The organism is Parazoarcus communis, assembly GCF_003111645.1.
Lineage (GTDB): Bacteria > Pseudomonadota > Gammaproteobacteria > Burkholderiales > Rhodocyclaceae > Parazoarcus > Parazoarcus communis_A.
The window spans coordinates 1,189,732-1,212,723 of record NZ_CP022187.1; the positions used below are offsets into that span (position 1 = coordinate 1,189,732).

The 22,992-nt window shown below is 64.7% G+C and carries 19 protein-coding genes and 1 riboswitch; of the genes, 16 read left to right on the forward strand and 3 right to left on the reverse strand.

Annotated elements, in window-relative coordinates; all coding sequences use genetic code 11:
* Positions 1–10: 10 nt before the first annotated feature.
* Complete coding sequence (locus CEW83_RS05510) at positions 11–2,827, reverse strand: AMP-binding protein (protein ID WP_234419002.1); 2,817 nt, start codon at positions 2,825–2,827, stop codon at positions 11–13.
* 235 nt (positions 2,828–3,062) lie between these two features.
* Positions 3,063–3,320, forward strand: a riboswitch (cobalamin riboswitch).
* A 114-nt stretch (positions 3,321–3,434) separates the two neighbouring features.
* Here CEW83_RS05510 and CEW83_RS05515 point away from each other — a divergent pair.
* The 12 genes from CEW83_RS05515 to CEW83_RS05570 all read left to right on the forward strand — a co-directional run bounded on the left by CEW83_RS05515 (position 3,435) and on the right by CEW83_RS05570 (position 17,772).
* Complete coding sequence (locus tag CEW83_RS05515; protein ID WP_108948443.1) at positions 3,435–7,865, forward strand: cobaltochelatase subunit CobN; 4,431 nt, start codon at positions 3,435–3,437, stop codon at positions 7,863–7,865.
* 17 nt (positions 7,866–7,882) lie between these two features.
* Complete coding sequence (locus CEW83_RS05520; RefSeq protein WP_108948444.1) at positions 7,883–8,329, forward strand: MotA/TolQ/ExbB proton channel family protein; 447 nt, start codon at positions 7,883–7,885, stop codon at positions 8,327–8,329.
* Positions 8,322–8,660 (forward strand): DUF2149 domain-containing protein, encoded by a 339-nt coding sequence (locus CEW83_RS05525; RefSeq protein WP_108948445.1) that lies wholly within the window; start codon positions 8,322–8,324, stop codon positions 8,658–8,660. Before CEW83_RS05520 ends, CEW83_RS05525 begins: the two co-directional genes overlap by 8 nt.
* A 172-nt stretch (positions 8,661–8,832) precedes the next feature.
* Positions 8,833–11,358: a chemotaxis protein CheB gene (locus CEW83_RS05530; RefSeq protein ID WP_108948446.1), complete on the forward strand. Its 2,526-nt coding sequence runs from the start codon at positions 8,833–8,835 to the stop codon at positions 11,356–11,358.
* Positions 11,355–13,979, forward strand: a complete 2,625-nt coding sequence (locus CEW83_RS05535; protein ID WP_108948447.1) for a putative bifunctional diguanylate cyclase/phosphodiesterase — start codon at positions 11,355–11,357, stop codon at positions 13,977–13,979. Before CEW83_RS05530 ends, CEW83_RS05535 begins: the two co-directional genes overlap by 4 nt.
* Positions 13,980–14,042: 63 nt before the next feature.
* Positions 14,043–14,459: a VOC family protein gene (locus tag CEW83_RS05540; protein WP_108948448.1), complete on the forward strand. Its 417-nt coding sequence runs from the start codon at positions 14,043–14,045 to the stop codon at positions 14,457–14,459.
* On the forward strand, positions 14,456–14,884 hold the full coding sequence (locus CEW83_RS05545) for a hypothetical protein (RefSeq protein ID WP_108948449.1): 429 nt from the start codon (positions 14,456–14,458) through the stop codon (positions 14,882–14,884). The genes CEW83_RS05540 and CEW83_RS05545 overlap by 4 nt, the downstream gene beginning before the upstream one ends.
* Positions 14,885–14,925: 41 nt before the next feature.
* A complete protein-coding gene (locus CEW83_RS05550) occupies positions 14,926–15,429 on the forward strand; it encodes a GNAT family N-acetyltransferase (protein ID WP_108948450.1) in 504 nt (167 codons plus the stop codon).
* A gap of 269 nt (positions 15,430–15,698) precedes the next feature.
* Positions 15,699–16,031, forward strand: a complete 333-nt coding sequence (locus CEW83_RS05555; RefSeq protein WP_108948451.1) for an SMR family transporter — start codon at positions 15,699–15,701, stop codon at positions 16,029–16,031.
* Positions 16,032–16,132: 101 nt separating this feature from the next.
* Positions 16,133–16,585: a DUF302 domain-containing protein gene (locus CEW83_RS05560; RefSeq protein WP_108948452.1), complete on the forward strand. Its 453-nt coding sequence runs from the start codon at positions 16,133–16,135 to the stop codon at positions 16,583–16,585.
* A 45-nt stretch (positions 16,586–16,630) separates the two neighbouring features.
* Positions 16,631–16,882: a DUF2007 domain-containing protein gene (locus CEW83_RS05565; protein ID WP_234419003.1), complete on the forward strand. Its 252-nt coding sequence runs from the start codon at positions 16,631–16,633 to the stop codon at positions 16,880–16,882.
* 98 nt (positions 16,883–16,980) lie between these two features.
* Positions 16,981–17,772 (forward strand): DUF1223 domain-containing protein, encoded by a 792-nt coding sequence (locus CEW83_RS05570; protein ID WP_159099389.1) that lies wholly within the window; start codon positions 16,981–16,983, stop codon positions 17,770–17,772.
* A 144-nt stretch (positions 17,773–17,916) separates the two neighbouring features.
* Here the strand turns inward: CEW83_RS05570 and CEW83_RS05575 are convergent, their stop codons facing one another.
* Complete coding sequence (locus tag CEW83_RS05575; RefSeq protein WP_108948455.1) at positions 17,917–18,180, reverse strand: hypothetical protein; 264 nt, start codon at positions 18,178–18,180, stop codon at positions 17,917–17,919.
* A 176-nt stretch (positions 18,181–18,356) separates the two neighbouring features.
* On the opposite strand from CEW83_RS05575, the gene CEW83_RS05580 reads away from it, so the two are divergent.
* Positions 18,357–19,055, forward strand: a complete 699-nt coding sequence (locus tag CEW83_RS05580) for an aspartate/glutamate racemase family protein (protein ID WP_108948456.1) — start codon at positions 18,357–18,359, stop codon at positions 19,053–19,055.
* A gap of 24 nt (positions 19,056–19,079) precedes the next feature.
* On the opposite strand, the gene CEW83_RS05585 is transcribed toward CEW83_RS05580, so the two are convergent.
* Positions 19,080–19,688, reverse strand: a complete 609-nt coding sequence (locus tag CEW83_RS05585) for a LysE/ArgO family amino acid transporter (protein WP_108948457.1) — start codon at positions 19,686–19,688, stop codon at positions 19,080–19,082.
* A 127-nt stretch (positions 19,689–19,815) separates the two neighbouring features.
* Here CEW83_RS05585 and CEW83_RS05590 point away from each other — a divergent pair, with 127 nt between their 5' ends.
* The 3 genes from CEW83_RS05590 (at position 19,816) to CEW83_RS05600 (ending at position 22,983) form a co-directional block, all read left to right on the forward strand.
* Positions 19,816–20,277 (forward strand): Lrp/AsnC family transcriptional regulator, encoded by a 462-nt coding sequence (locus tag CEW83_RS05590; RefSeq protein WP_108948458.1) that lies wholly within the window; start codon positions 19,816–19,818, stop codon positions 20,275–20,277.
* Between the two features lie 214 nt (positions 20,278–20,491).
* On the forward strand, positions 20,492–21,733 hold the full coding sequence (locus tag CEW83_RS05595) for a GTP cyclohydrolase II (RefSeq protein ID WP_108948459.1): 1,242 nt from the start codon (positions 20,492–20,494) through the stop codon (positions 21,731–21,733).
* A complete protein-coding gene (locus CEW83_RS05600) occupies positions 21,730–22,983 on the forward strand; it encodes a URC4/urg3 family protein (protein ID WP_108948460.1) in 1,254 nt (417 codons plus the stop codon). The genes CEW83_RS05595 and CEW83_RS05600 overlap by 4 nt, the downstream gene beginning before the upstream one ends.
* Positions 22,984–22,992 lie beyond the last annotated feature (9 nt).

A 22,992-nucleotide genomic window follows, 5' to 3' on the forward strand; every position in this document is an offset into this window, starting at 1 on the left:
CCACGCCCGCTCACACGCCGGGCTGAGCGCCCGGCCTCGCGGCACTCGCCAGATCCGGCTCGCCGCAGTGCGCGAGGATGTGCTGGCGCACGCCGTTCCGCAGCGCGAGCACGCCATGCCAGTCTGAAGCTTCGGGCACGACCGGCGGACAGATGGTGACACCGAGCGGACCGGGGCGCGGACGCCACGAGTCTCCAGGCAGGATCTGCCGGGTGCCGGTGATGGCGATCGGCACCACCGGCAGGTGGTTTTCGGCCGCAACCTGAAACGCACCGAGGCGGAACGGCCGCAGCCCCGGGCGTGCAGTGAAGGTGCCCTCGGCAAAGAAGAACAGCGGCGGGTTGGCGCGTGCCGCGGTCGCCAGCGCCTGCGCGTCGGCTACGCCACGACGCGAATCAAATCGTTCGACGAAGTGCGCCCCCATGCGCTCGAACAGCGGACGCATCACCCGGTTGCTCTTGAACTCTGCCTTGGTGACGAAGGCGACGGGGTGCGGCAGCACGGACGCAAGCACCAGCCCGTCAGCATAGCTCGCATGGTTGGCCACCAGCACGCAGGGACCGGTGGGCAGATGTTCCAGCCCGGCGACCTGCAGACGATTGCCGCTCAGTACGCGGAAGACACGCGCCAGCTGATGCACCACCGCCCAGCGCTGCTCAAGCCGGGGCAATGTGAAGATCCCCACGGCCGCAATCGGTGAAAGCACGGCGAATACAGTCCACACCCAGGTCCCGTAGAGTCTGGCGCTGGCACGACGCGCAAAACCGCGCACCCTGCCCGGCACACTCGCCACAAACAGCCGCGTCGCCTGCAGCCAGGCCGCGCGGCCGGCGGCACCCAGCGTGCCATCCCGCCAGGCATCGCGAATCGCTGCGCGCCGGATCTTGCCGCTCGAGGTCTTCAGCACCGCGTGCGGCGGCGCAAGCACCACCACATCGGGCGGCAGGCCCAGCTCGTCCGCCGCCGCGGCGACAATCCTGCGCTCCAGCGCCTGTCGGGCAGCGGCATCCTGCTCGCGGGTTTCTGCGACGACGACCAGCTGCTCATCGCCGTGCTGGGGGTCGGCAGCACCGAAGACCGCCACGCAGCCCTTGCGTACCCCCGGCAGCTCGCCGATCGCATGCTCGAGGTCATACGGATAGAAATTGCGCCCGCCGCGAATGATCATGTCCTTGGCACGACCGGTGAAATACACCTCGCCATCGGCGAGATACGCGTAGTCACCTGTCACCAGCCAGCCGTCGTGAAACAGGCCTGCAGTGGCATCGGGATTGCGGAAATAGCCCCGCGTCGCCGACGGGCCGCGGAACTCGAGACTGCCGACAACACGTTCGGGCAGCTCGCTGCCGGCATCGTCGACGATCCGCAGTTCGTGCCCCGGCAAGGCCGAGCCGCAGGACACGAAGTGCATCGCCGATGCATCGCCGGCTGCTGCAGTTTCGGCACGTCCATTGCGTGTCAGGGCTTCGCGCCCGACCGCATCGATGCGCGCCCCGCGTCCCGGAGGCGATACGGTGAGACCGACCGAACACTCGGCGAGCCCATAGACGGGCGCGAGCGCTTCCGGCCGCAATCCGTAGGCACCAAACGCCTCGCGGAAGCGCTCCAGCGTGGCGGGACTGATCGCTTCGGCGCCGTTGGCCGCGAAGCGCCAGGACGACAGGTCGAGCCCGTCCAGCGGCTGCCCGGCGAGACGCTTGACGCACAGATCGAAGGCGAAGTTCGGGGCCGCCGTGACCGTACCGCGATGACGATGGATCGCCCACAGCCAGCGCTCGGGGCGGGCAAGGAAATCCAGCGGAGACATCAGCACCAGCGGATAGGCGTGATACACGCTGCCAAGCCAGGCGCCGATCAGCCCCATGTCGTGGTAAAGCGGCAGCCAGCTCACCGCGACATCGGTCGAGCTCAGCCCGACCCCGCGACCCCAGGCGCGGATATTGGCGAGCAGGTTGGCGTGGGTCAGCATCACGCCCTTCGGATCGCCGGTCGAGCCGGAAGTGTATTGCAGCAGTGCCAGGTCGTCCGCACCGGCCTGTACGCGCGGCAGGGGTTCCGCATCGAGCTCGCCGGGCGTGAGCACCTTGTCCAGCGTCGGGCACAGCCCGGTCAGCATCTGCGCCAGCGGACGCACACGGTCGAAGGTAATCATCACCCGCGCTTCACAATTGCGCAGAATGCCGCCCTGACGGCGCAGGTGATCCTCGAGTTGTGCAGGGCGTGCCGGCGGATAGATCGGCACCGGCACCGCGCCGGCCATCAGCACGCCATAGAAGCTGCACAGGAAATCCAGCCCGGTCGGCAGCATCAGCGCAACCGCGTGCCCGGGCTGCACCCCTGCCTGCGCCAGCGCTCCGGCGACCCGCGCCGCCGCATCGGCGAGCTGTCGGTAGCTCAGGGTCTCGGTTTCGTCCTCGCTGCGGTAGAAGGTGACGTGGATACGTTCGGGGTGGCGCGCAACATGCCAGTTCAGCACCTCGACCAGCGTCGATGCGTCCTCCGGACTGCCTGCAGTCTGCTCGGGCGTCGCCAGCGCCACCTTGCCGGTCCGCGCCGCCGGCAGCGGGCGGTGCCCGGCGACTTCGAGCGCAGCCAGCAGCTGACGCGGCGTTTCCACCCTCCCCAGCGTATCGTCCGGAAGTCGAACATCGAAGCTGCGCTCCACGCGGGCGAGGAGTTCGACCCGCGCCAGACTGTCGAGGCCCAGGTCGCGGTCGAACTGGCTGTCGAGGCCGGCACGCAACAGCGCCCCCGGCTGGAGCTCGCGGATGACCGTATCGACAAGGTTCAACAAGGCATGGCCATCGTGCTGCGGGTCGGGTTTCAAGAATCTCTCCATGCGTACGTCCCTGCAGACCTCCCCTGATAAAGGCTTGATCCGCGCCGCCAGCGCGTGCCCCGTCTTGCGGGCAAGATGCGGCACCTGCCGCCCTCACCCTGACTACGATGCTCGGCGCGCATGAAGATTCCCCGTGCGCAACGACAGCGACGACGCAGCGGAAGCTCATGCACTGTTCAAGGGGAATCCCGATGTCCTTGACTCGTCCTTCGAACTTGTTAAGCTTGCGGCCTGTTTTTCAGGTGCCTGAACGCAAATCCATTGCGTTCGGGGTAAACGGGAAACGGGTGCGCTCTTGGAGCAATGCCCGTACTGCCCCCGCAACGGTAAGCAGATTCAACCCTTCGGCCGTGCCTCCCGGCATCGGCAGCCACTGCGCAGATCGCGTTCATCGCGGCGTGGGAAGGCGAAGGTGTTTTGTCGAACCCTGGTGTTCGGCAATCTGCGAGTCCGGAGACCGGCCTGAAATCGAGAGAGATGCGCAGTGGCGGGGTGCCACACAGGTTTCGTTTTTATTTTGCCAGCCCCTTCCCCCGGCCGTTTCACGTGATCAATAACAAGCCGCGAGCGGGAGCGCCGCGGCAGGAATTCTTTCATGCCATTTCCGACACGCCCGTTCCGCTGGCCGGGCCTGGGGGCCGCGCTGTGCCTCGCTTTCTTGCTGCTTTCGCAGCCACTGCTGGCCGCTGACAAAAGCGTCCTCGCCATCGTGTCTGACCGTTCCGCACCCACGCTGGTCGCCGGCGCACACGAACTCCTGAGCGCGCGCAAGGGCCAGGTCATCCACATCCGCAGCGTCAGCCAGCTGGCAGAAATGGACGACAGGCAATTGCAGGCCCTGATCGCGGAGCACCAGGCCGTGCTGATGATCGCGGTGTTCGGCGAGCCCGTCGAGCGCCTGCTGAACATGCCTTACCCACAGGGGCAGGCGCGCATGGTGCTGCACAGCGACCGGCGCCTGCTGCCGCTGCAGCACGACCGCAATGGCAGCATCTTCGCCAAGGACATCCCCGAGGCAATCGTCAGCGAGAAGGCGGCCCTGAGCGGCACCGATGAGCTGTCCCGGCTCAAGGCCGCCCAGCCGCGCCATGCAGACTGGCTGCACGCACGCGCGTACTGGGTGAATCGTTCGGTAGACAACGCCGCCAGCCTGCTCGACCTGGTTGCCAGTGGCGGTGTGCGACAGAAACCCGTCACCCTTGTGCCGGCCGTGCGCACCGCCCTGCATGACAAGGGTGGCGTGCGCTGGATGGACGCAGCGGAACTGGGCCGGCAGATCAACCTGAACCGGCGCACCCTGTGGATTCTGGATCACGACACCGGCGACCTTGCAGGCGAATGGGCGCTGCATCAGCAGCTGTGTGCGGCGCAGGACTGGCAGTGCGTGTCGGTACTGGCGGCCTGGGGCCCGCCGAGCGTGAGCGCGGTCGACACCATCGCGGCACTGACGGCGAAGCAGCGCGGCGCAACCGCGATCGTCGCGGTGCAGGATTTCGTCATCGGCGGCGGCGAAGGCCGCGAAACGGTGAGCGCGGCACTGGAAAAGCTCGATGTGCCGGTGATCAAGGCGCTGCGCATGAGCGAATGGAGTGAGGCCGACTGGCAGCTGTCGGATCAGGGCATTCCGCGCGACGCGATCCACTACCGTCTCGCCATGCCCGAACTGCAGGGCGTGAGCCAGCCTCAGGTGGTGGCACTGGCCGAACCCGCACAGCTCGACCCGCTGACCGGCGCGCAGGTCTCGCGCAGCAAGCCTGTGGTGCCCGAGATCGAGCGCCAGGCGCGGCGCCTCAACAACTGGCTGCGGCTGCAGGAAAAGAAGAACGCCGACAAGCGCATCGCCATCGTCTATTACAACCATCCGCCCGGCCGCCACAACATTGGCGCCGACAACCTCAACGTGCCCGAGAGCCTGCTCGACATGCTGCGCAGCCTGAAGGCCGCCGGCTACAAGACCGGCGACCTGCCCGCCGACGGCAAGGCCCTGCTCGATCTGCTGCAGGCCAGCGGCGTGAACCTGCCCGAAGACCGGCAGGCGCTGCAGGACATGTCGAAGCGGGTGCAGACCCTGACGGCGGCAGACTACGAGGCGTGGTTCAAGACCCTGCCCGCCAGCGTTCAGGCGGAGATGGTGAATGGCCCCCTCGGCGCACTGCAGCAACTGATGCAGGATCAGGCGGCGTCGATTGCGGGGCTCGAGTCGATGAGCGAACGTCTGGCGCGAATCGGCCTGCTCAGGCAGCGCATGGAGCGCACCGTCAGCGACCTGCAGCACGCGCTCGACGGCCTGCGGCACAAGGGCCGCCCGCGTGCGCTCGATCTGCTCGCACAGCTCGAAGTGGCCTATCGCAACGCCCTCGATGCGCTGGCCAGGGGCGAGGCACCGCAATGGCAGCCGAGCCAGCAGCTTGCACAGGCGCTGATCGCAATGCAGATCGAGGGTATTCGCGGCTGGGGCGCTGCCCCCGGCAAGGTGATGGTGTGGGAAGGCCGGCAGCTCATCCCCGGCGTGCGTTTCGGCAATGTCTTTCTCGGGCCGCAACCTCCGCGTGGCTGGGAGCTGAACGAAGAGCTGCTGCACGCCAACATGTCCTTCCCGCCGCCGCACCAGTACCTCGGCTTCTACCATTACCTGCACTCGGTATTCAAGGCCGACGCGCTGGTGCATGTGGGCCGCCACTCGACCTATGAGTTCCTGCCCAAGCGCAGCGCGGGCCTGAGCGAGAGCGACTACCCGAGTCTGGTCGCGGGCGATCTGCCCGGCATCTACCCCTACATCGTCGACGGCGTGGGCGAAGGCATTCAGGCCAAGCGCCGCGGGCTCGCCGTGATGGTGGACCACCTCACACCGCCGCTGGCGATCACCGAGCTGTACGACGATCTGCTCGAACTGCGACAGCTGATCGAGAGCGCCGAAGCTGCCACCGACGGCTACACCCGCAGCGAGGCGGTGCAGACCCTGCGCCGCAAGATCGACAGCATGGGCCTGCGTGAGGAGCTGACCGCCAGTATGGACGAGGAGCTCAAGGTGCGCGGCATCGGCTTCGACGACATCGACGAGGCGCTGCTGCTGCACGAGGTCGGCCACTACCTGACCAAGCTGCAGGAAGACTTCATGCCCCTCGGCCTGCATGTGTTCGGCCGCGCCTGGTCGCGCGATGCGATCGACACCATGATGAAGTCCATGCTCGACGGTGGCGCGCCCGACAGCGCCGAGGCCAGGCGCTGGCGCGCGCAGCTGCAGGCCTCGCCCAGGGCCGAGATGGCTGCGCTCATCAGGGGGCTGGATGGCGGGTTCGTCGCACCCGGCAAGGGCAACGACCCGATCCGCACGCCCGAGGCGCTGCCGACCGGGCGCAACTTCTATGCGCTCGACGGCAGCCTGCTGCCCACCAAGCTCGCGTACGAAACCGGCTCGACGCTTGCCGGCCAGGTGCTCTCCGGCGAGACCGGCGTCGCCGCCTACACCAAGGAAGTGGCGGCGAACAAACAGGGCGTGATCCTGTGGGCCTCGGACGCGGTTCGCGACGAAGGCGCGATGATCGCGTTCGGCATGAAGCTGCTCGGCGTGCGTCCGGTGTGGAACAGCCGCGGCATCGTCAAGGGGCTTGAGCGCCTGCCACTGGGCAAGGACCAGCCGAAACGCTACGACGTCGTGTTCACCACGTCGGGCCTGTTCCGCGATCTTTACGGCCAGCACATGCTGCTGCTGGACAAGGCCGGCCTGCTGGCGCTCGACGCCAGCCGCGACCGCATCGTCAGGGACTACCCCGCGCTGGCGCTGGCGCTCAAGGAAGCGCTGACGCCGCTGGGCGAATGGCAACGCGGCGGCGACGAAGCGCTGGAACTGAACCAGGTCGCCAACAACTGGGTGGACCAGGCGCGCAAGCTGCTCGCGAAAACCCCCGGCATGTCCGCCGCCCAGATCGGCCGCAGCGCCAGCGTGCGGGTGTTCGGCATCACCCCCGGCGCCTACGGGGCCGGCATCAACCGCATGGTCGAGCGCTCCGGTTCGTGGCAGGACCGCAGCGAACTCGCGCAGGTCTTCATCAAGCGCATGGGCCATGCCTATGGTGCCGGCCTGCAGGGCGAAGCCGCGCAGGATCTGTTCCGCCAGCAGCTGGACGGCATCTCGCAGACCTTTCTTGGCCGCGCGAGCAACCTCTACGGCCTGATGGACAACAACGACGCCTTCGACTATCTCGGCGGCTTCAACCTCGCGGTGGAAAGCCAGCGCGGCAAGGCGCCGGCGAGTGCGGTGATCAACCACGCCAACGGCAAGAACCTGAGCATCGACGCCCTCCACACGGCCCTGCTGTCGGAACTGCGCGGCCGCTACCTCAACCCGCAGTGGATCAAGCCCCTGATGAAGGAAGGCTACGCCGGCGCACGCACCATGGGCAGCGAGTTCATCGAATACCTGTGGGGCTGGCAGGCGACGAGCCCCGAGATCATCGACGAGCGTGTGTGGCAGGAGGTCAAGGCCGTCTACGTCGATGACCGCCTCGAGCTGGGGCTGGACACGTTTCTCGCCGAAGGCAACAACCGCTATGTGCAGACGAACATCCTCGCGGTGATGCTGGTCGCCATCGACAAGGGTTTCTGGAAGGCCGACGCAGAAACCGTCAGGCAACTGGCCGAGCGCTTCGCCGACAACATCGTCGAGCACGGCAACCCCGGCAGTGGCCACACCCATGCAAATCATCCGATGTACGCCCTGGTGAAAGCGAACATTGCGCCGGCCAAGGCGGAAGCGCTTGAGGCGGCGTTGGCGCAAAGCCGGCTCGAGGCCGCTGCGCAGGCTGAGGCCTCACCGAGCCATATTCAGGAGGTCAGCCTCGACGACCCGAACCGGAGCACGGCGGACGATTCGTCGCCGAACGCCGCTGACGGCAATGCGCCGACCACGGACGAGGCCACCGACAGCGAGACTGAAACCCAGACCTCCGACTATCTGCCCTGGCTGCTGGCGCTTGCCCTTGGCCTGCTGCTGCTTGGCGCGCTGCGCGGGCGCGCAACCCGATAACCTGAAGAGAGCGACACATGTTTTCCGGAATCTCCCTGACTCTGATGCACCAGATCACCACCTTGCTGCTGCAACCGGTGATCTGGGGCCTGCTGTTCTTCGTCGCCCTCTCCGTGTATGAACTGGGCATCAGCATCGGCGAGCGCTGGGGCGGCATCCAGCGCCTCACCGATGCGCGCGACCGCCACGCCCTGATGCGGGCCGGCAAGCGCCGCATCGAGCGCGCCGATTTCATCACCCGGCTCGCGCCCATGCTCGGCCTGATGGGCACGCTCATCCCGCTCGGGCCGGGGCTGGCCGCACTCGGCGAAGGCGAACTGCGGGTGCTCACCACCGCGATGACGGTCGCCTTCGACACCACGGTGATCGGCCTGCTTTCAGGCATGATCGGCTTCGTCCTCGGCCGCCTGCGCCGGCGCTGGTACGACAACGCGCTGACCGCGCTGGAGAGCAGCCATGGATAAGTGGCGGCACAGCGCCTTTCTCGACACCGACGAAGACCCCCTCGGACCGATGGCGAATCTCATCGACATCGTCCTCGTGTTCGCCTGCGGTCTGATCGCCGCGCTGGTGTCCTTCAGCCCCGACCTGCAGAAGCATTTCGCAACCGAGCCGCCACAGCAGCAACAGCAGCAGCGGCAACAGCAGCAGCGGCGCGAAATCACGCTGGGCAAGGAGCTCACGACCGTGCCGGAGTCGATCCAGCGCGAAGCCGAAACGGGCAGCGGCTATGAAGCGCTCGGTCAGGTTTACCGCGACCCGAAAACAGGAAAGCTGCTGCTGATCGGCGGTTGAACCCCGCCCGGACAAGAACCGGGCGGCACCCGAACGCCCCGGCCTGCGTATTACATGTTCGCTATTGCGACGCGCCCGCGGTACTCTTGAACTGGAGGCTGAGTTCATACAGATATAAGGGAAGCGACGACCTGACGTGAAAAAAACAGACTCCGCACAAAAGAAGCGTTCGATGACTGCGGACACGCTGTTCCCGGTCGTCGGTATCGGCTGTTCTGCAGGCGGGCTTGAGGCGCTTGAAGAGCTTCTCGCCCATGTGCCGGAGTCGAGCGGCATGGCGTTCGTCATCGTGCAACACCTCGATCCGTTCCATACAAGCGCCTTGCCCGAACTGCTGCAACGCGTCACGTCGATGACGGTCGTCGAAGCGGTCGATGGTGTCGTGGTCAGACCTGAGCACGTGTACATCATCCGGCCCAACTGCGACCTGTCGATACTCCACGGCAAGCTCCATCTGCTTGAGCAGATGGCCCCGCGTGGTCTGCGGCTTCCGGTCGACTTCTTCCTGAGAACACTCGCTGAGGACCTCAAGGAACGTGCCATCGGCGTCATTCTCTCGGGCATGGGCTCGGACGGCGTATTCGGGCTGCGCGCCATCAAGGACAGGGGCGGGCTCACACTGGTCCAGGATCCCCGCGCCGCGCAATCCGACAGCATGCCGCGCAGTGCAATCGAGGCTGGCATCGCCGATGTCGTTGCGCCGGCCAAGGCGATACCGGCACGGATCATGGAATGCCTTCGCCACCCCTTGCGCAGCGCGAACAGGGATTCGACACCGCTCCTGTCAGCGCTCAATACACTCGACAAGATCGTCGTGCTGCTGCGCGACCGTTGTCGAACGGATTTCTCCCTGTACAAACCCAACACCCTGCAGCGGCGCATCGAACGGCGCATGGTCGTGCATCAGATCGTCAAACCGGACGACTACGTTCGCCTACTTCGCACCAACCCCCACGAACTTGACCTGCTGTTCAAGGAACTCCTGATCGGTGTCACCAGTTTCTTTCGCGACCCGGAGGTGTGGAACCTCCTGCGCGAACAGGCGATTCCGGCCCTGCTCTCGGATCGACCGTCCGGCGGCAGCTTGCGGGCCTGGGTCGCGGCGTGCTCCACGGGCGAAGAGGCCTACTCTCTGGCCATGACGTTTATCGAAACGGTCGAACAGCTCAAACCTTCGCAACGCTATTCCCTGCAGATCTACGCGACCGATCTCGATCCCGACGCCATCGAGCGTGCGCGCAAAGGCGTGTTTCCCGCCAACATCGCTGCGGACGTCCCGTCATCGCGGCTAACGCGTTTCTTCACTGCAGAGGACGGCGGCTATCGCATCAACAGGCAAGTGCGAGAGATGGTGGTGTTTGCAACCCACGACATCATTTCCGACCCACCCTTTACCAAGCTCGATGTTCTGTGCTGCCGCAATCTGCTGATCTACTTCGGTGCGGAACTCCAGAAACGGCTGCTGCAGACTTTCCATTACAGTCTCAACCCGCACGGTGTGCTGCTGCTTGGCAACGCCGAGACGATTGGCAACCACGACCACCTCTTCATGCAGCTCAACAGCAAGCTGAGGCTGTTTCAGCGGCGCGATGAGTCCACGCCACCGGGTGTGCTTAACTTTCCGGCCTACGTGGCACCATCGACCACCTTGATGAACAAACCGCTCATGGACTCAGGCACAGACGACATCGGCCAACTTACCGACCAGCTCATTCAGCAGACCTTTGCGCCTGCGGCCGTGCTCGTGGGCATCAATGGCGACATCATCTACTTCAGCGGGCGTACGGGAAAATATCTGGAACCGCCGGCGGGCAAGACCAATATCAACATCCATGCGATGGCGCGGGAAGGTTTGCGCGAAGCGTTGACCGGAGTCATCCTGCGGGCCCTGAAGGACCCACAGCCCATCCACCTGAAAGGCCTGAAGATAGGCGCCAACGAAGGGACGCAAACCGTAGACGTGACGGTTCAGGCCATCCAGAAACCGGAGCAACTCCGCGGCCGCGTGATCATCGTCTTTCAGGACGTGCCGACCGCTCCCGTGCGACGGCGGAAAGGCAAGGCCATCGAGGCCGAACCGCACGACGCCGTGCATCAGGAGTTGCAGCAAACCCGCGAGGCACTGCAGCTCACACAGGAGGAAATGCAGACGACCGTTGAAGAACTCAAGTCGAGCAACGAAGAGCTGCAGTCCACCAACGAAGAGCTGCAATCCACCAACGAAGAGCTGACCACTTCCAAGGAGGAGCTGCAATCGCTCAACGAGGAGTTACAGACGGTCAATGCCGAGCTTCAGTCCAAGGTCGAAGACCTGACCTGGATACGCAACGACATGACCAATCTGCTCAACAGCACCGAGATCGCCACCATCTTTCTCGACAATGACATGTTGCTGCGCCGCTTCAGCAGCCATGCCACCAAGATCTTCAAGCTGATTTCCGGTGATGTCGGGCGTCCGCTTTCCCACATTGTCACCGACCTCGACTATCCCGGACTTCGCGACGACGCGATGGAAGTCCTGAGAACGCTGATGTTCTGCGAAAGGGAGATCGAAACACACGACGGACGCTGGTATCGCGCGCGCATCATGCCTTATCGGACACAGGACAATGTGATCAACGGCGTCGTCATCACCTTCATCGACATCAGCGAGACCAAGAAACTCGAAGCCTCGCTGAGGGAACGTGGAAACCCATGACCCCAAAGGACGAGGCCAATGAACTGCGTCAGGCAGCGGAATCGCGCCTGAAGGCCAGTAAGGACATGGCCCGACTGGACTATGCCGATCAGGCGCGCCTGGTCCATGAGCTTCAAGTCCATCAGATCGAACTGGAGATTCAGAACGCCGAGTTGCGTGAGGCCCGCGATAACCTCGAGATTGCGCTCACCGAGTACACCGAGCTCTATGACTTCGCGCCTGTCGGCTACTTCACCCTTGATCGACGCGGGCACATTCTCAAGCTCAATGTCGCAGCCCAACGCCTGCTGGGTGGCGACAGCACCAGCCTTTCCGGCAAGACACTGCAACATTTTGTCGCACCAGAAGACCAGCGCAAGTTTGCGTTGCTGCTGCAGCGCGCCTTGAGCCCGGCAGCACGCTGCAGCGCTGATCTGACGCTGCTTACGGGCGACGCTCCCCCTCGGCGCATTCATGTTCAGTCCGATGCGGCGAACAACCCGCGGGACGAGACATTCCGTCTGGCTGCAATGGACGTCACCGAACGGAACCTGGCGGATGATGCACGGCGTCTGAGCGAATCGAAATTCAACGCGCTCTACTCCGCCATGTCCGAAGGCATGGCCTTGCACGAAATGGTGCTTGATCTCCACGGCAACCCCATCGACTACATCCTCCTGGATGTTAATCCCGCGTACGAGTCCATCCTTGGCCTCGATCGTGCGGCGGTCATCGGCTGCAGGGGAAGCCAGGTCTACGGCCTTACACCACCGCCTCACCTGGAGCAGTTCGCTGCGGTGGCCTCAACCGGTCACCCGATCCTGTTTGAAACGCTTGAAGACCCGGCCGGGAGAGTCTTTTCCATCTCCGCGTTCTCCCCCGCCCCGAATCAGTTTGCAACGGTTTTCGTAGACATCACCGCGCAACGCGCGCTGCAAAGGCAACTCGAGCGAATCGCCCACTTCGACTCGCTGACCGGTCTGCCAAACCGGGTATTGCTTGCCGACCGGCTGCGGCAGGCGATGTATCTGGCACTGAGGCACGGAAAGTGTCTTGCCGTGGCCTTTATCGACCTCGATGGATTCAAGGCAGTCAATGACCAGTACGGCCACGACGTCGGAGACGATCTGCTCGCACGCTTGGCTGTGAGGATGAAGCATGCCCTTCGTGAGGGCGACACGCTCGCAAGGCTGGGCGGTGACGAGTTCATCGCCGTCATGGGTGATCTGGCGAATGTCGAAGCCAGCACACCGATGCTGGAACGCCTGCTCGACGCCGCGGCGGAGCCGTTTCAGGCGAATGGTGTCGCAGCAAAGGTCTCCGCCAGCATCGGGGTCAGTTTTTTTCCTCAGATCGATGACATCGATGCCGACCAGCTCCTGCGCCAGGCCGATCAGGCCATGTACCAGGCAAAGCTGGCCGGAAAGGGGCGATATCAGCTGTTCGATGCAAGGCAGGACAGGAGCGCCCGCGACTACCACGATCAGATCGCGCAGATCCGCCTCGGACTGGAGCGGAGTGAGTTCCTGCTGTTCTATCAGCCCAAGGTCAACATGCGCACCGGCAAGGTCATCGGCCTCGAAGCGCTGATCCGCTGGCAGCACCCGATACGCGGATTGCTGTCGCCGGCTGTTTTTCTGCCACTCATCGAGGATCATCCCCTGACAGTAGACATGGGAGAGTGGGTCATCAACAGCGCACTCATCCAGATCGAAACCTGGCTTGCACAGGGTCTGGACATTCCGGTCAGCGTCAACATCGGTGCGCTGCAACTGCAGCAGCCCAACTTTATCGAACGGCTGCGCAACACACTTGCGGCGCACCCGGATGTAAAGCCGGGCAGCCTCGAACTCGAGGTACTGGAGACAAGCGCGCTGCAGGATGTTTCCAAGACATCGAGAGTCATTTCGACCTGCAGTGAAATGGGCGTCCGATTCGCACTGGACGACTTCGGTACCGGCTATTCGTCGCTCACCTACCTGATGAAGCTTCCCGCCGAGATCCTGAAGATCGACCAGAGCTTTGTGCACGACCTGCTCATGGACCCCGAAGCGCTGGCGATCCTCGAAGGCGTGATCGGGCTCGCGACTGCGTTTCAACGCCAGTCCATCGCCGAAGGCCTCGACTCGGTGGAGACCGGCATCATGCTGATGCGTCTTGGCTGCGAGCAGGCTCAAGGCTACGTGATCTCCCCGCCCATGCCGGCAGACAGGGTTCCTGACTGGGTGGCTGGATGGCAACCCGACCCGCGCTGGGCGGCCACCCGTGTGATCAGGCCCGACCAGCTCCCGCTCCTCCACGCCGAGGTTGAACACAGGGCCTGGCTTGCCGCAATCAAGGTTGCCCTCGACGGTCCGCACGCAGTGCCTCTCAGAATGTGCGTGCATCCGTGCCGCTTTGAAGCCTGGCTGGCGACCGAGCGTGGCGCTCAACTATTATTGAAATGCGGCAAGCACGAACTCCACGACATGCACCGGGCGCTCCATGATCAGGCCGAGGCGCTCGTGCTCCGGCATGAGCAGGGCGAGCGCACCGAAGAGCTTGAGCCTGAACTCGGGGTGTTTCTGAAACTGAAACACGAATTCCTGTCCTGTCTCGAAGCACTGATCTCGTCTGATGTCGTCCCGCCCGCCAGACGATAGACTGGCCGCTCGCAATAAGCTGGCGCGTCGATCTGCGGCACACAGCATTCAGGAGACTGACCGATGCAACCCAGAATCAGCATGATCACGCTCGGCGTGCGCGATATCGCGGCATCCGTCGAATTCTACGAAAAGGGCCTCGGCTTTCCCCGGCTGGAGTCCCCGCCCTCGGTTGCATTCTTCAAGCTGAACGGCACCTGGCTCGGCCTGTACGGACGCGAGGCGCTGGCCGAAGACGCGCAGGTGCCGGCCGACGGCAGCGGATTCAGTGGCTTTGCGCTGGCACACAATGTGAGCTCCGAGAAAGAAGTCGATGGGGTCATCGCCCGGGCCGTGAAGGCCGGAGCAACCCTGACCAAGAAGCCTCAGAAGGTGTTCTGGGGCGGATACAGCGGCTACTTCAAGGATCCGGACGGCCATCTGTGGGAAGTCGCGCACAATCCCTTCATGTGGGTCGGCCCCACGGACAAACCGGCATGACGAAGACCGCTCTCCGCTCTCTGCCACTGAAGGCCCGCACCCTTGCCGCTGCAGGCCTGCTGTGCTGCCTCGGCCCCCCGCTGTCGGCCATGGCGGCAGATACCCAGCAGTTTCCGGACGTGCTCGCAGCAAAGGTTCGAGCGCTCACTGCGGACCGCTTCGACTTCGACGTCACGATCTCGTCGCCCTACGACTCCCCGCAGCGCTACGCCGACGGCTTCCGGGTCACGGGCGCGGATGGCTCCGTCTATGGCGAGCGCAAGCTGTTTCACGACCACGCATCCGAGCAGCCCTTCACCCGCGACCTCTACGGTGTCGCGATTCCATCGACGCTGCGCTCCGTCCGCATTCAGGCAAGAGACCAGCGCTACGGCTATGGTGGCAAGACCTTGGAAGTCTTTTTGCCCGGACGGGACGGGAACTAGCCTCTCCGCCCGCGCCGTCCCGCACCATCGATGATTTCCGCATGAACATTCGACGATTTCGCGCTGGCGACCTGCCACACGTCATCGCGCTTTTCAGCGCATCCGTGCATGGCCTCGCCGGCGTCCACTACGACGCGCGCCAGCGCACAGCCTGGGCGCCTGCCGAGCCCGATCAGAAGCTGTGGCAAGCGCGCCTCGAGGGACAGCAGACGCTGATCGCCGAAGATGAGGGCGTGCTGACCGGCTTCATCTCCTGGGCACCAAACGGACATATCGACCTGCTGTTCACCGCCCCGCAGCATGCACGCAAGGGCATTGCCTCGGCACTGTGCACACAGGTGGAGGCTGCGCTGTCGGCCACCGGCATCACCACCGCCTTTACCGAGGCAAGCCTCGTCGCCCGCCCCTTTTTCGAGCGTCGGGGTTTCGTCATGACCGAGGCGCAGGACCTTGATCGCAACGGCGTGCGCTTCCGCCGTTACGCAATGCAGAAGACGCTCACCGCCCGCCTGCCACCGGAGATGCCACCACTGCCCGAAGCCTGATACGGCAGAATGCTTCGGCCACCATCCGGAAAAAGGCATCGCGCTCCGGGAACGTTCCCGGCCGCAAGTCCATCTGAATGTGACTTCTGGGGGGCGCAGAAAGCCTCACTGCTTCAACACGGCAGACTTGCACTCACCGTGGCACGAAGGACACACGGCATCACCACGCAGTCGTCCCCAGGAACGGACTCGACAAACAATGCGCGCCGCACCCGGAGTTCACCCCCGCAGCACACGGACCCGACGCGCCGAAACGGACGAACATACTCATGCAGAAATGGCTATTCCTTGCTGTCGCCATTGTCAGCGAAGTCATCGCGACATCGGCACTGAAGTCCTCGGACGGGTTCTCCCGGCTGTGGCCCTCGCTTCTCGTGGTCACCGGTTATGCCTCGGCATTCTATTTTCTGTCGCTGACGCTGAAGTTCATTCCGGTCGCGGTCGCCTACGCGATCTGGTCGGGCGCAGGCGTTGCCCTGATCGCGCTTATTTCGTGGCTGGTCTTCGGCGAATCGCTCGACACCCCCGCAATCATCGGGCTGCTTCTGATCATTGCAGGCGTGACCGTTCTCAACGTGTTCTCCAGGACGGTCTCGCACTGAAAGGTTTTCTGTCTTCACACGACCAATCCCCGGGACGTGCCCGCTCCACTGCAACGAGGCACCCGAACCTCCCGACTTTTTCACGCCTGCCGGAGTTAGACATGAAGTTTTCCCGACTGCTTTTCGCTTTCACCCTCGCATCCACCGTCACTGCAGCAAGCGCTGCCGACGGCCTGATCGCGCTCAAGAGCCCGCACAGCGCCAAGGAGACCATGAACCGGCTTGAGGAGCAGGTGAAGGCCAAGGGACTGAACGTCTTTGCCCGGATCGATCACGCCGCTGGCGCGGCAAAGATCGGCAAGACGCTGCGCCCCACCGAGGTTCTGATCTTCGGTAATCCGCAAGGCGGCACGCCCTTCATGGAATGCGCACAGACCGTCGGCATCGACCTGCCGCTCAAGGCCCTGGTGTGGGAGGACGCTTCGGCCCAGGTCTGGCTCGGCTACAACGATCCGGCCTACCTTGCGAAGCGCAGCGATGTGGCCGACTGCGCAGTCGTCCCGAACCTGCAGAAAGCACTCGCCGGCCTTGCGGGCGCGGCGACAGCCCCCTGATCGACGCGGGGCAGCACCACGCCTGCCACGGCTGACGAACATGCCTTGGACGGCGCTACACTTGCAGGCATGAAGATCATCTATCGCGCCAGCGACATCGTCGAGGCACACATCGTCGCCGGCATGCTTCGCGCCAACGGCATCGAGGCCCATGTGGGCGGACACTACCTGCAGGGCGGCGTCGGCGACCTGTCGCCCATGGGCTTCGCCACGGTCATGGTTGACGAGCAGGATGTCGACGCGGCACTGACGCTGGTACGCGAATACGACGAGGCCGAACCAGCAGACGACGCCTAGGCGCCGCGCGGGCCATGTCTGCCCTGGCCCGCCTTCCGACCACCGTAAGAATCCGACGCTCCGCGCGACGAAGTCTCATCGTCACAGGAGAATGGATCATGCGACCTTGCTCACAGGTGCTCATCGGCACGGCTGCGGTGCTCGCGCTGATTGGCCAGCCATCCGCCGCGGACCACTCACGGCAGGACCACGCCACCTCCAACCGCGCTCCGCAGACCTGCAGCGCTCAGAGTCCGGCAACGGTGTCGCCGCTGGTCGAGCTCTACACCTCGGAGGGCTGCAGTTCGTGCCCGCCAGCCGATCGCTGGCTGTCGCGCCTCAGGGACGATCCGGCCGTCATCGCGCTCGCCTTTCATGTGGACTACTGGGACAAGCTGGGCTGGAAGGACCGCTTCGCCAGCCCGGCCTACTCACTGCGCCAGGCACGGCAGCAAGCAGTAAACGGCGCACGCTTCAGCTATACGCCCCAGGTCGTGCTGAACGGACAGGATTACCCGCGCTGGCACGCCACGCCGAACCCGACTTCGGCAAGAACACGTACGACGGCCAGCCTTGCACTGAGCCTGTCGCACAACGGTGACGAGGTCACGGCCACCATCCTTCCGTCCGCTGGCTCACCCGCACGACTCGCCGCCTACTGGGCGGTCACCGAGGACGGGCATTTCACCGCCGTCCGGGCCGGAGAGATCCGTGGTGAAGGCCTCCGACACGATGCGGTAGTACGTGAGTATGTGCAGGTTCCCGAATGGGACGCGCAAAATGGCACTGCCCGGACGCTCAGGTTCACGCCGACGCAGGCCGAAAGCGCAGATCATCCGCGCCACATCAACCTGGTCGTCATCGACGCCGTCACCGGCAAGCCGCTGCAGGCACTCAGACTGGATTGCTGATCGTCGCGCACCGGGTGGTGCCATCCGGCGCAGGTGGCGACACGGGTCGCCGAGTCTGCCTGCGACCTCAGCCCTGGCCCCGCCTCCCACACGCCCGGCTCACGGTCGGCGGGAAGCGGCACGGTTACAGAGCAGTGGCAGCGATCACTTCAGATTCGCGTGCTCTTCGAGATAGTGCTTGAGCACCAGCTTGAGCTTGGCCGCATGCTTGTAGTCACCCTTGCTGCGTGCCTCAGCGATGTCGTCTGCGATCATCTTCTTGATCCGCTTTTCGCCGCTTGAGGTGTGCACCAGATAGCTGCCGAGTTCGACCGCGATCATCTCGGGCACATGCTCATGCTCCGCGATCGCGAGGATCTCTTCTTCGGTCAGATCAGACAGCTCGATACAGTCCTGTATGGTCAGCATGTTGTCTCCTCTTAAGATTTATTTGTAGCACGCTTCGCTTTACTATTAGGCACCGCATGGGGCTTCAGGGCATTGATCTGTCGCAAGTGCTTGCCGATGGCAGGAAAGCCTGACGCATCGTTCGACAAGGAAGACGCCCGCACCCGCTGTCAGACTGAGGACTTGAGGAAGCCCAGGTGAAGACAATCGGACTGATCGGCGGCATGAGCTGGGAATCCACCATGCCCTATTACCGGATCATCAACGAAACGGTTCGCGACCGCCTCGGGGGGCTGCATTCGGCCAGAATCGTGCTCATTTCGGTCGACTTCCACGAGATCGAACGCCTGCAGAGCAACGGACAGTGGGATGAAGCCGGCGATCTGATGGCCGATGCGGCGCGCTCGCTGGAGCTCGCCGGCGCGGATTTCATCGTGCTGTGCACGAATACCATGCACAAGGTGGCGCATGCGATTCAGTCGGCCGTTGCGATTCCGATGCTGCATATCGCCGACCCGACCGCTGCGGCGATCAAGCGCGCGGGGTTTTCCAGGGTCGGGCTGCTGGGCACGCGCTTCACCATGGAACAGGATTTCTACCGGCACCGCCTCGAAGAGCAGCACGGCATCGAGGTTCTGGTGCCGAACGACGCCGACCGCGCCGACGTTCACCGCATCATCTACGACGAACTCTGCCTCGGCACGGTCCTGCCCGCTTCGCGCACCCTCTACCGCGACATCATCACACGCCTGGTCGACCGCGGTGCAGAAGCGATCATCCTGGGATGCACCGAGATCTCCCTGCTGATCGGCGCCTCCGATGTGAAGACTCCGCTGTTCGACACCACGGCGATCCACGCCTGTCATGCTGCGGAACTCGCCCTGGGCGACGACTGATACCCTGCGCAACACGCGCGATCATCACGCGGGCAGATGCAGCAAGCCAGCGAACGAGTACGCGCCGAAGGCAGCGAGCACCAGTGCTGACACGCGATTGATCCAGCGCAACCCACCGCCGCCCATGCGGCGCGCAAGCGTCGTTGCCAGTCCCGCCAGCAAGCACCACCACAGCGCCGATCCGATGAATACACCAAGCACCAGGACCATTCCCTGCACCGTATCGCCTTGTGGAAGCCCGAGTCCGGCAAAGATGGCGGCAAACGACAGGATCGTCATTGGGTTCGACAAGGTCAGCAGCATCGTCGTCAGGTAGCCACGCCACAACCCGCCCCCCTCCGCCTCGGCAGCCTGCCGCGCCGGCACGCTGCGCCACGTCTGCCACGCAAGCCAGAACAGGAACACCCCCCCGAGCAGGCGCAGCCAGACCGCATGTCCGAGCAGAATTGCGCAGACGGCTGCGAGCCCGAACGCGCCCAGCAGTCCGTAGCACGCATCGGCCGTAGCGGCGCCAAGCCCGCTGCTGAATGCGGCCCAGAACCCCTTCTCCAGCCCGCGCCGCAGGCACAACAGACCAATCGGCCCCACCGGTGCGGCGATGGAGAATCCGAGCACCAATCCCTTGATCAACATGGCATCATTCCGCGCAATTCGATGCCATATTCTGTGCGCCACCGCCGCCGCCCACCCATGAGGGATCGACGGTATCGCGCCGCTTTTGCCTCAGAATCGAAGGATCTTCAGGATACGTAGGCCGCCAATGTCCGATCACCCCAGGCTCGACCGCCTCAACCGCCGCCTGCTTGCCGAGCTGCAGCAGAACGCCCGCCTTCCGCTGGCCGAACTCGGGCGACGCGTCGGGCTCTCGTCGCCCGCGGTGGCCGAGCGCATCAGGCGCCTCGAGGAGCAGGGCGTGATCCGTGGCTATCGTGCGGAAGTGGACCCACACAGCATCGGCTACCCCGTCACCGCCTTCGTCGAGCTTCATATCCCGCCGGAGTCCTACACCCGTGTCGAGGCCCTGCTCGGCACCTTGCCCGCCATACGCGAAGCGCACCATGTCACCGGCCGTGCGGCCTTCATGCTCAAGGTGGTGGCGCAGTCGCTGTCCGAACTGGAAGCACTGATTGCGACTTTTGCACCTTACGGCAGCAGCGAAACGGCAGTGGTGCTATCCACCCGACTCGCTCCCAGGGCATTGCCGATTGATGGGGCAAACTAGTACGGCGTTACTCGATACGCCATTCACTCGGCGCTAGAAAACGCACCGTCACCGTGCGCAAAGCGGCCAATCCGCCCCGCCTGGCACGCATCCGGTGCGCCCTGTGGCGCGTTCTCCGCGTAAACCCGTCCTTTTTACTTGGCATGAAACTCGCTATGCTGAAACTGACCATCTGGTCAGGTTTTTGCAAACCGGTTACAGGAAGGAGCGTGCCATGACGTCTCACATTATGCTGACCTCGCATCCTCGCACCCGCTCGGGCCTTTACCACGCGGTCAAATGGGGCGCCCCCTCGGCCCGCGACCGCGGCCCCTTCGTCGCCAGCCTGAGTGATCCGGCCCAGCGTAACGTGATCGGCACGCACTCCGGGGCGTACTCACTGTACCGCGCACTCGCGGTGGCAGCAGGCAACCTGCAGAGCACGCACCGGCCTGACCTCTCCAACACCACGCCGGCCGCCGAGATCGGGCCGCATCCGCAATGGTGCGACCCGAAGAAGATCGTTTCCTTCGACCCGTGGGGCCACCGTGTCGCCGAAGAGTTCGGCCATCTGCTCGCCGCGGGCATCGACATCCGCCCGACCATCGCGGTCACCAAGGCGCACATCAACATGCCCGAACTTGCCGCAGCCATCGCGGCCGGGCGGCTCAAGCCCGACGGTGACATCCTCGCTGCCAATGGCGACGTCAAGGTCACCAAGGCCGCCATCGATCCGGTGTGGTATCTGCCCGGCATCGCCGAGCGCTTCGGCATCGGCGAGCGCGAGCTGCGCCGCACGCTGTTCGAGCAGACCGCAGGCATGTTCCCCGAACTCATCACCCGGCCCGACCTCAAGGTGTTCCTGCCCCCCATCGGCGGCATGACGCTGTACATGTTCGGCGACGTCGAAAAGCTGGGGCAGCCCGAAACAAAGGTGGCCTGCCGGGTGCACGACGAATGCAACGGCTCCGATGTGTTCGGTTCCGACATCTGCACCTGCCGCCCCTATCTCGCGCACGGTATCGAGATCTGCGTCGAGATGGCCCAGCAAGGCGGTGTCGGCCTCGTCGTGTACAACCGCAAGGAAGGCCGCGCGCTGGGCGAAGTCACCAAGTTTCTGGTGTACAACGCGCGCAAGCGCCAGAAAGGCGGCGACCGGGCCGAGACCTATTTCGCCCGCACCGAATGCGTGGCCGGCGTGCAGGACATGCGCTTCCAGGAGCTGATGCCCGACGTGTTCCACTGGCTCGGCATCAGCCGCATCCACCGCTGGGCGTCGATGAGCGACATGAAGCGCAACGCGCTGGTGTCCGCAGGCATCGACATCGTCGAGCAGGTTGCGATCCCCGACGAACTGATCCCGGCAGATGCACGGGTCGAGATGGACGCCAAGATGGCCGCAGGCTATTTCTCCCCGACCGGCGCACCGCAAGCCGATGAACTGACGCGCGCCAAGGGCCGGGGACTGAACGAATGAGCGTTGCCACGCCTATCCATGACGGCTGGTACACCCCCGTCGCGGCCGACCATCCCGCAGCGCCCCTGCTGACGGCAAGCGCCGTTCGCAAACGCTGTGCAGCCGTCATGGCAGCCGTCGAACGCGGCCGGTCGCCCTTCTTCCAGTGGAACGCCGACGCCCTGCCGGTCGCCGCGGCCTACGTGGCCGAAGCCATCCGCCGCGACTACCCCGATCTCGATGTGCCCTATCACAGCCGCTGGCGTCACTTCGAGGTGGGTGGCGTCGACCGCTGGCAAGGGCTGTGCAGCACGCTGCCCGACGCCGACGCGCTGGAACTCGCGCGCGTCGCCATCGACCTGGTGATCCCCAGCGTGCTACTCGACGCCGGCGCCGGCCCGGACTGGCGCTATCACGACGCCGCCAATGGACAGACGCACGCACGCTCGGAAGGCCTGGCAGTTGCGAGCGTCGCACTGTTTGCGAGCGGTGCGCTCTCGGATGACCCCGCCTGGCCCCTGCGCACCGACGCGAAGGCACTCTCGGCCCTGAGCGCGGCGCAGCTTGCCTCGGTATTCCAGGTCGACGCGGACAACCCCCTGGTCGGACTCGACGGACGGGCGGGCCTGCTGCGCCGCATGGGCGAGGTGATCGCCGGAACGCCCGCAGTGTTCGGCACCCCGGCCAGACTCGGCAACCTCGTCGATTACCTGCTGGCGCATGCCGACGGTGGCGTAATCGAGGCGGAGTTCATCCTCACCACCCTGCTCAAGGCGCTCGGCCCGGTGTGGCCCGGGCGGATCAGCCTGCAGGGCGTATCGCTCGGCGACTGCTGGCACCATCCCGCGCTCGAGGACGAGCTGCTGCCCTTCCACAAGCTCACACAGTGGCTCACCTATTCGCTGCTCGAACCGCTCGCGGCCGCCGGCCTCGAAGTGCGCGGCATCGACAGGCTCACCGGCCTGCCCGAGTACCGCAACGGCGGCCTGCTGCTCGACCTCGGCGTCATCCGTCCGCTCGACCCCGCGTTCCACACCACGCCGTGGCGGGTGGACTCGCCGCCCATCGTCGAGTGGCGCGCGCTGACCGTCATCGCGCTCGACCGTCTGGCCGTAGCCGTGCGCGCCGAGCTCGGGCTCGACGCTGCAGATTTTCCGCTGCCCAAGGTCCTGCAGGGCGGCACCTGGTCGGCCGGCCGGCGGATTGCCGCGCAGTTGCGCCCCGGCGGCCCGCCTCCGCTGATCATCATCAGCGACGGCACCGTTTTCTAAACCGGCAGC

Coding starts and splice junctions, on each gene's coding strand:
- CEW83_RS05515 (WP_108948443.1), top strand. CDS start 3,435: ATGCCATTTCCGACACGCCCGTTCCGCTGGCCGGGCCTGGGGGCCGCG.
- CEW83_RS05520 (WP_108948444.1), top strand. CDS start 7,883: ATGTTTTCCGGAATCTCCCTGACTCTGATGCACCAGATCACCACCTTG.
- CEW83_RS05525 (WP_108948445.1), top strand. CDS start 8,322: ATGGATAAGTGGCGGCACAGCGCCTTTCTCGACACCGACGAAGACCCC.
- CEW83_RS05530 (WP_108948446.1), top strand. CDS start 8,833: ATGACTGCGGACACGCTGTTCCCGGTCGTCGGTATCGGCTGTTCTGCA.
- CEW83_RS05535 (WP_108948447.1), top strand. CDS start 11,355: ATGACCCCAAAGGACGAGGCCAATGAACTGCGTCAGGCAGCGGAATCG.
- CEW83_RS05540 (WP_108948448.1), top strand. CDS start 14,043: ATGCAACCCAGAATCAGCATGATCACGCTCGGCGTGCGCGATATCGCG.
- CEW83_RS05545 (WP_108948449.1), top strand. CDS start 14,456: ATGACGAAGACCGCTCTCCGCTCTCTGCCACTGAAGGCCCGCACCCTT.
- CEW83_RS05550 (WP_108948450.1), top strand. CDS start 14,926: ATGAACATTCGACGATTTCGCGCTGGCGACCTGCCACACGTCATCGCG.
- CEW83_RS05555 (WP_108948451.1), top strand. CDS start 15,699: ATGCAGAAATGGCTATTCCTTGCTGTCGCCATTGTCAGCGAAGTCATC.
- CEW83_RS05560 (WP_108948452.1), top strand. CDS start 16,133: ATGAAGTTTTCCCGACTGCTTTTCGCTTTCACCCTCGCATCCACCGTC.
- CEW83_RS05570 (WP_159099389.1), top strand. CDS start 16,981: ATGCGACCTTGCTCACAGGTGCTCATCGGCACGGCTGCGGTGCTCGCG.
- CEW83_RS05575 (WP_108948455.1), bottom strand. CDS start 18,180: ATGCTGACCATACAGGACTGTATCGAGCTGTCTGATCTGACCGAAGAA.
- CEW83_RS05585 (WP_108948457.1), bottom strand. CDS start 19,688: ATGTTGATCAAGGGATTGGTGCTCGGATTCTCCATCGCCGCACCGGTG.
- CEW83_RS05590 (WP_108948458.1), top strand. CDS start 19,816: ATGTCCGATCACCCCAGGCTCGACCGCCTCAACCGCCGCCTGCTTGCC.
- CEW83_RS05595 (WP_108948459.1), top strand. CDS start 20,492: ATGACGTCTCACATTATGCTGACCTCGCATCCTCGCACCCGCTCGGGC.
- CEW83_RS05600 (WP_108948460.1), top strand. CDS start 21,730: ATGAGCGTTGCCACGCCTATCCATGACGGCTGGTACACCCCCGTCGCG.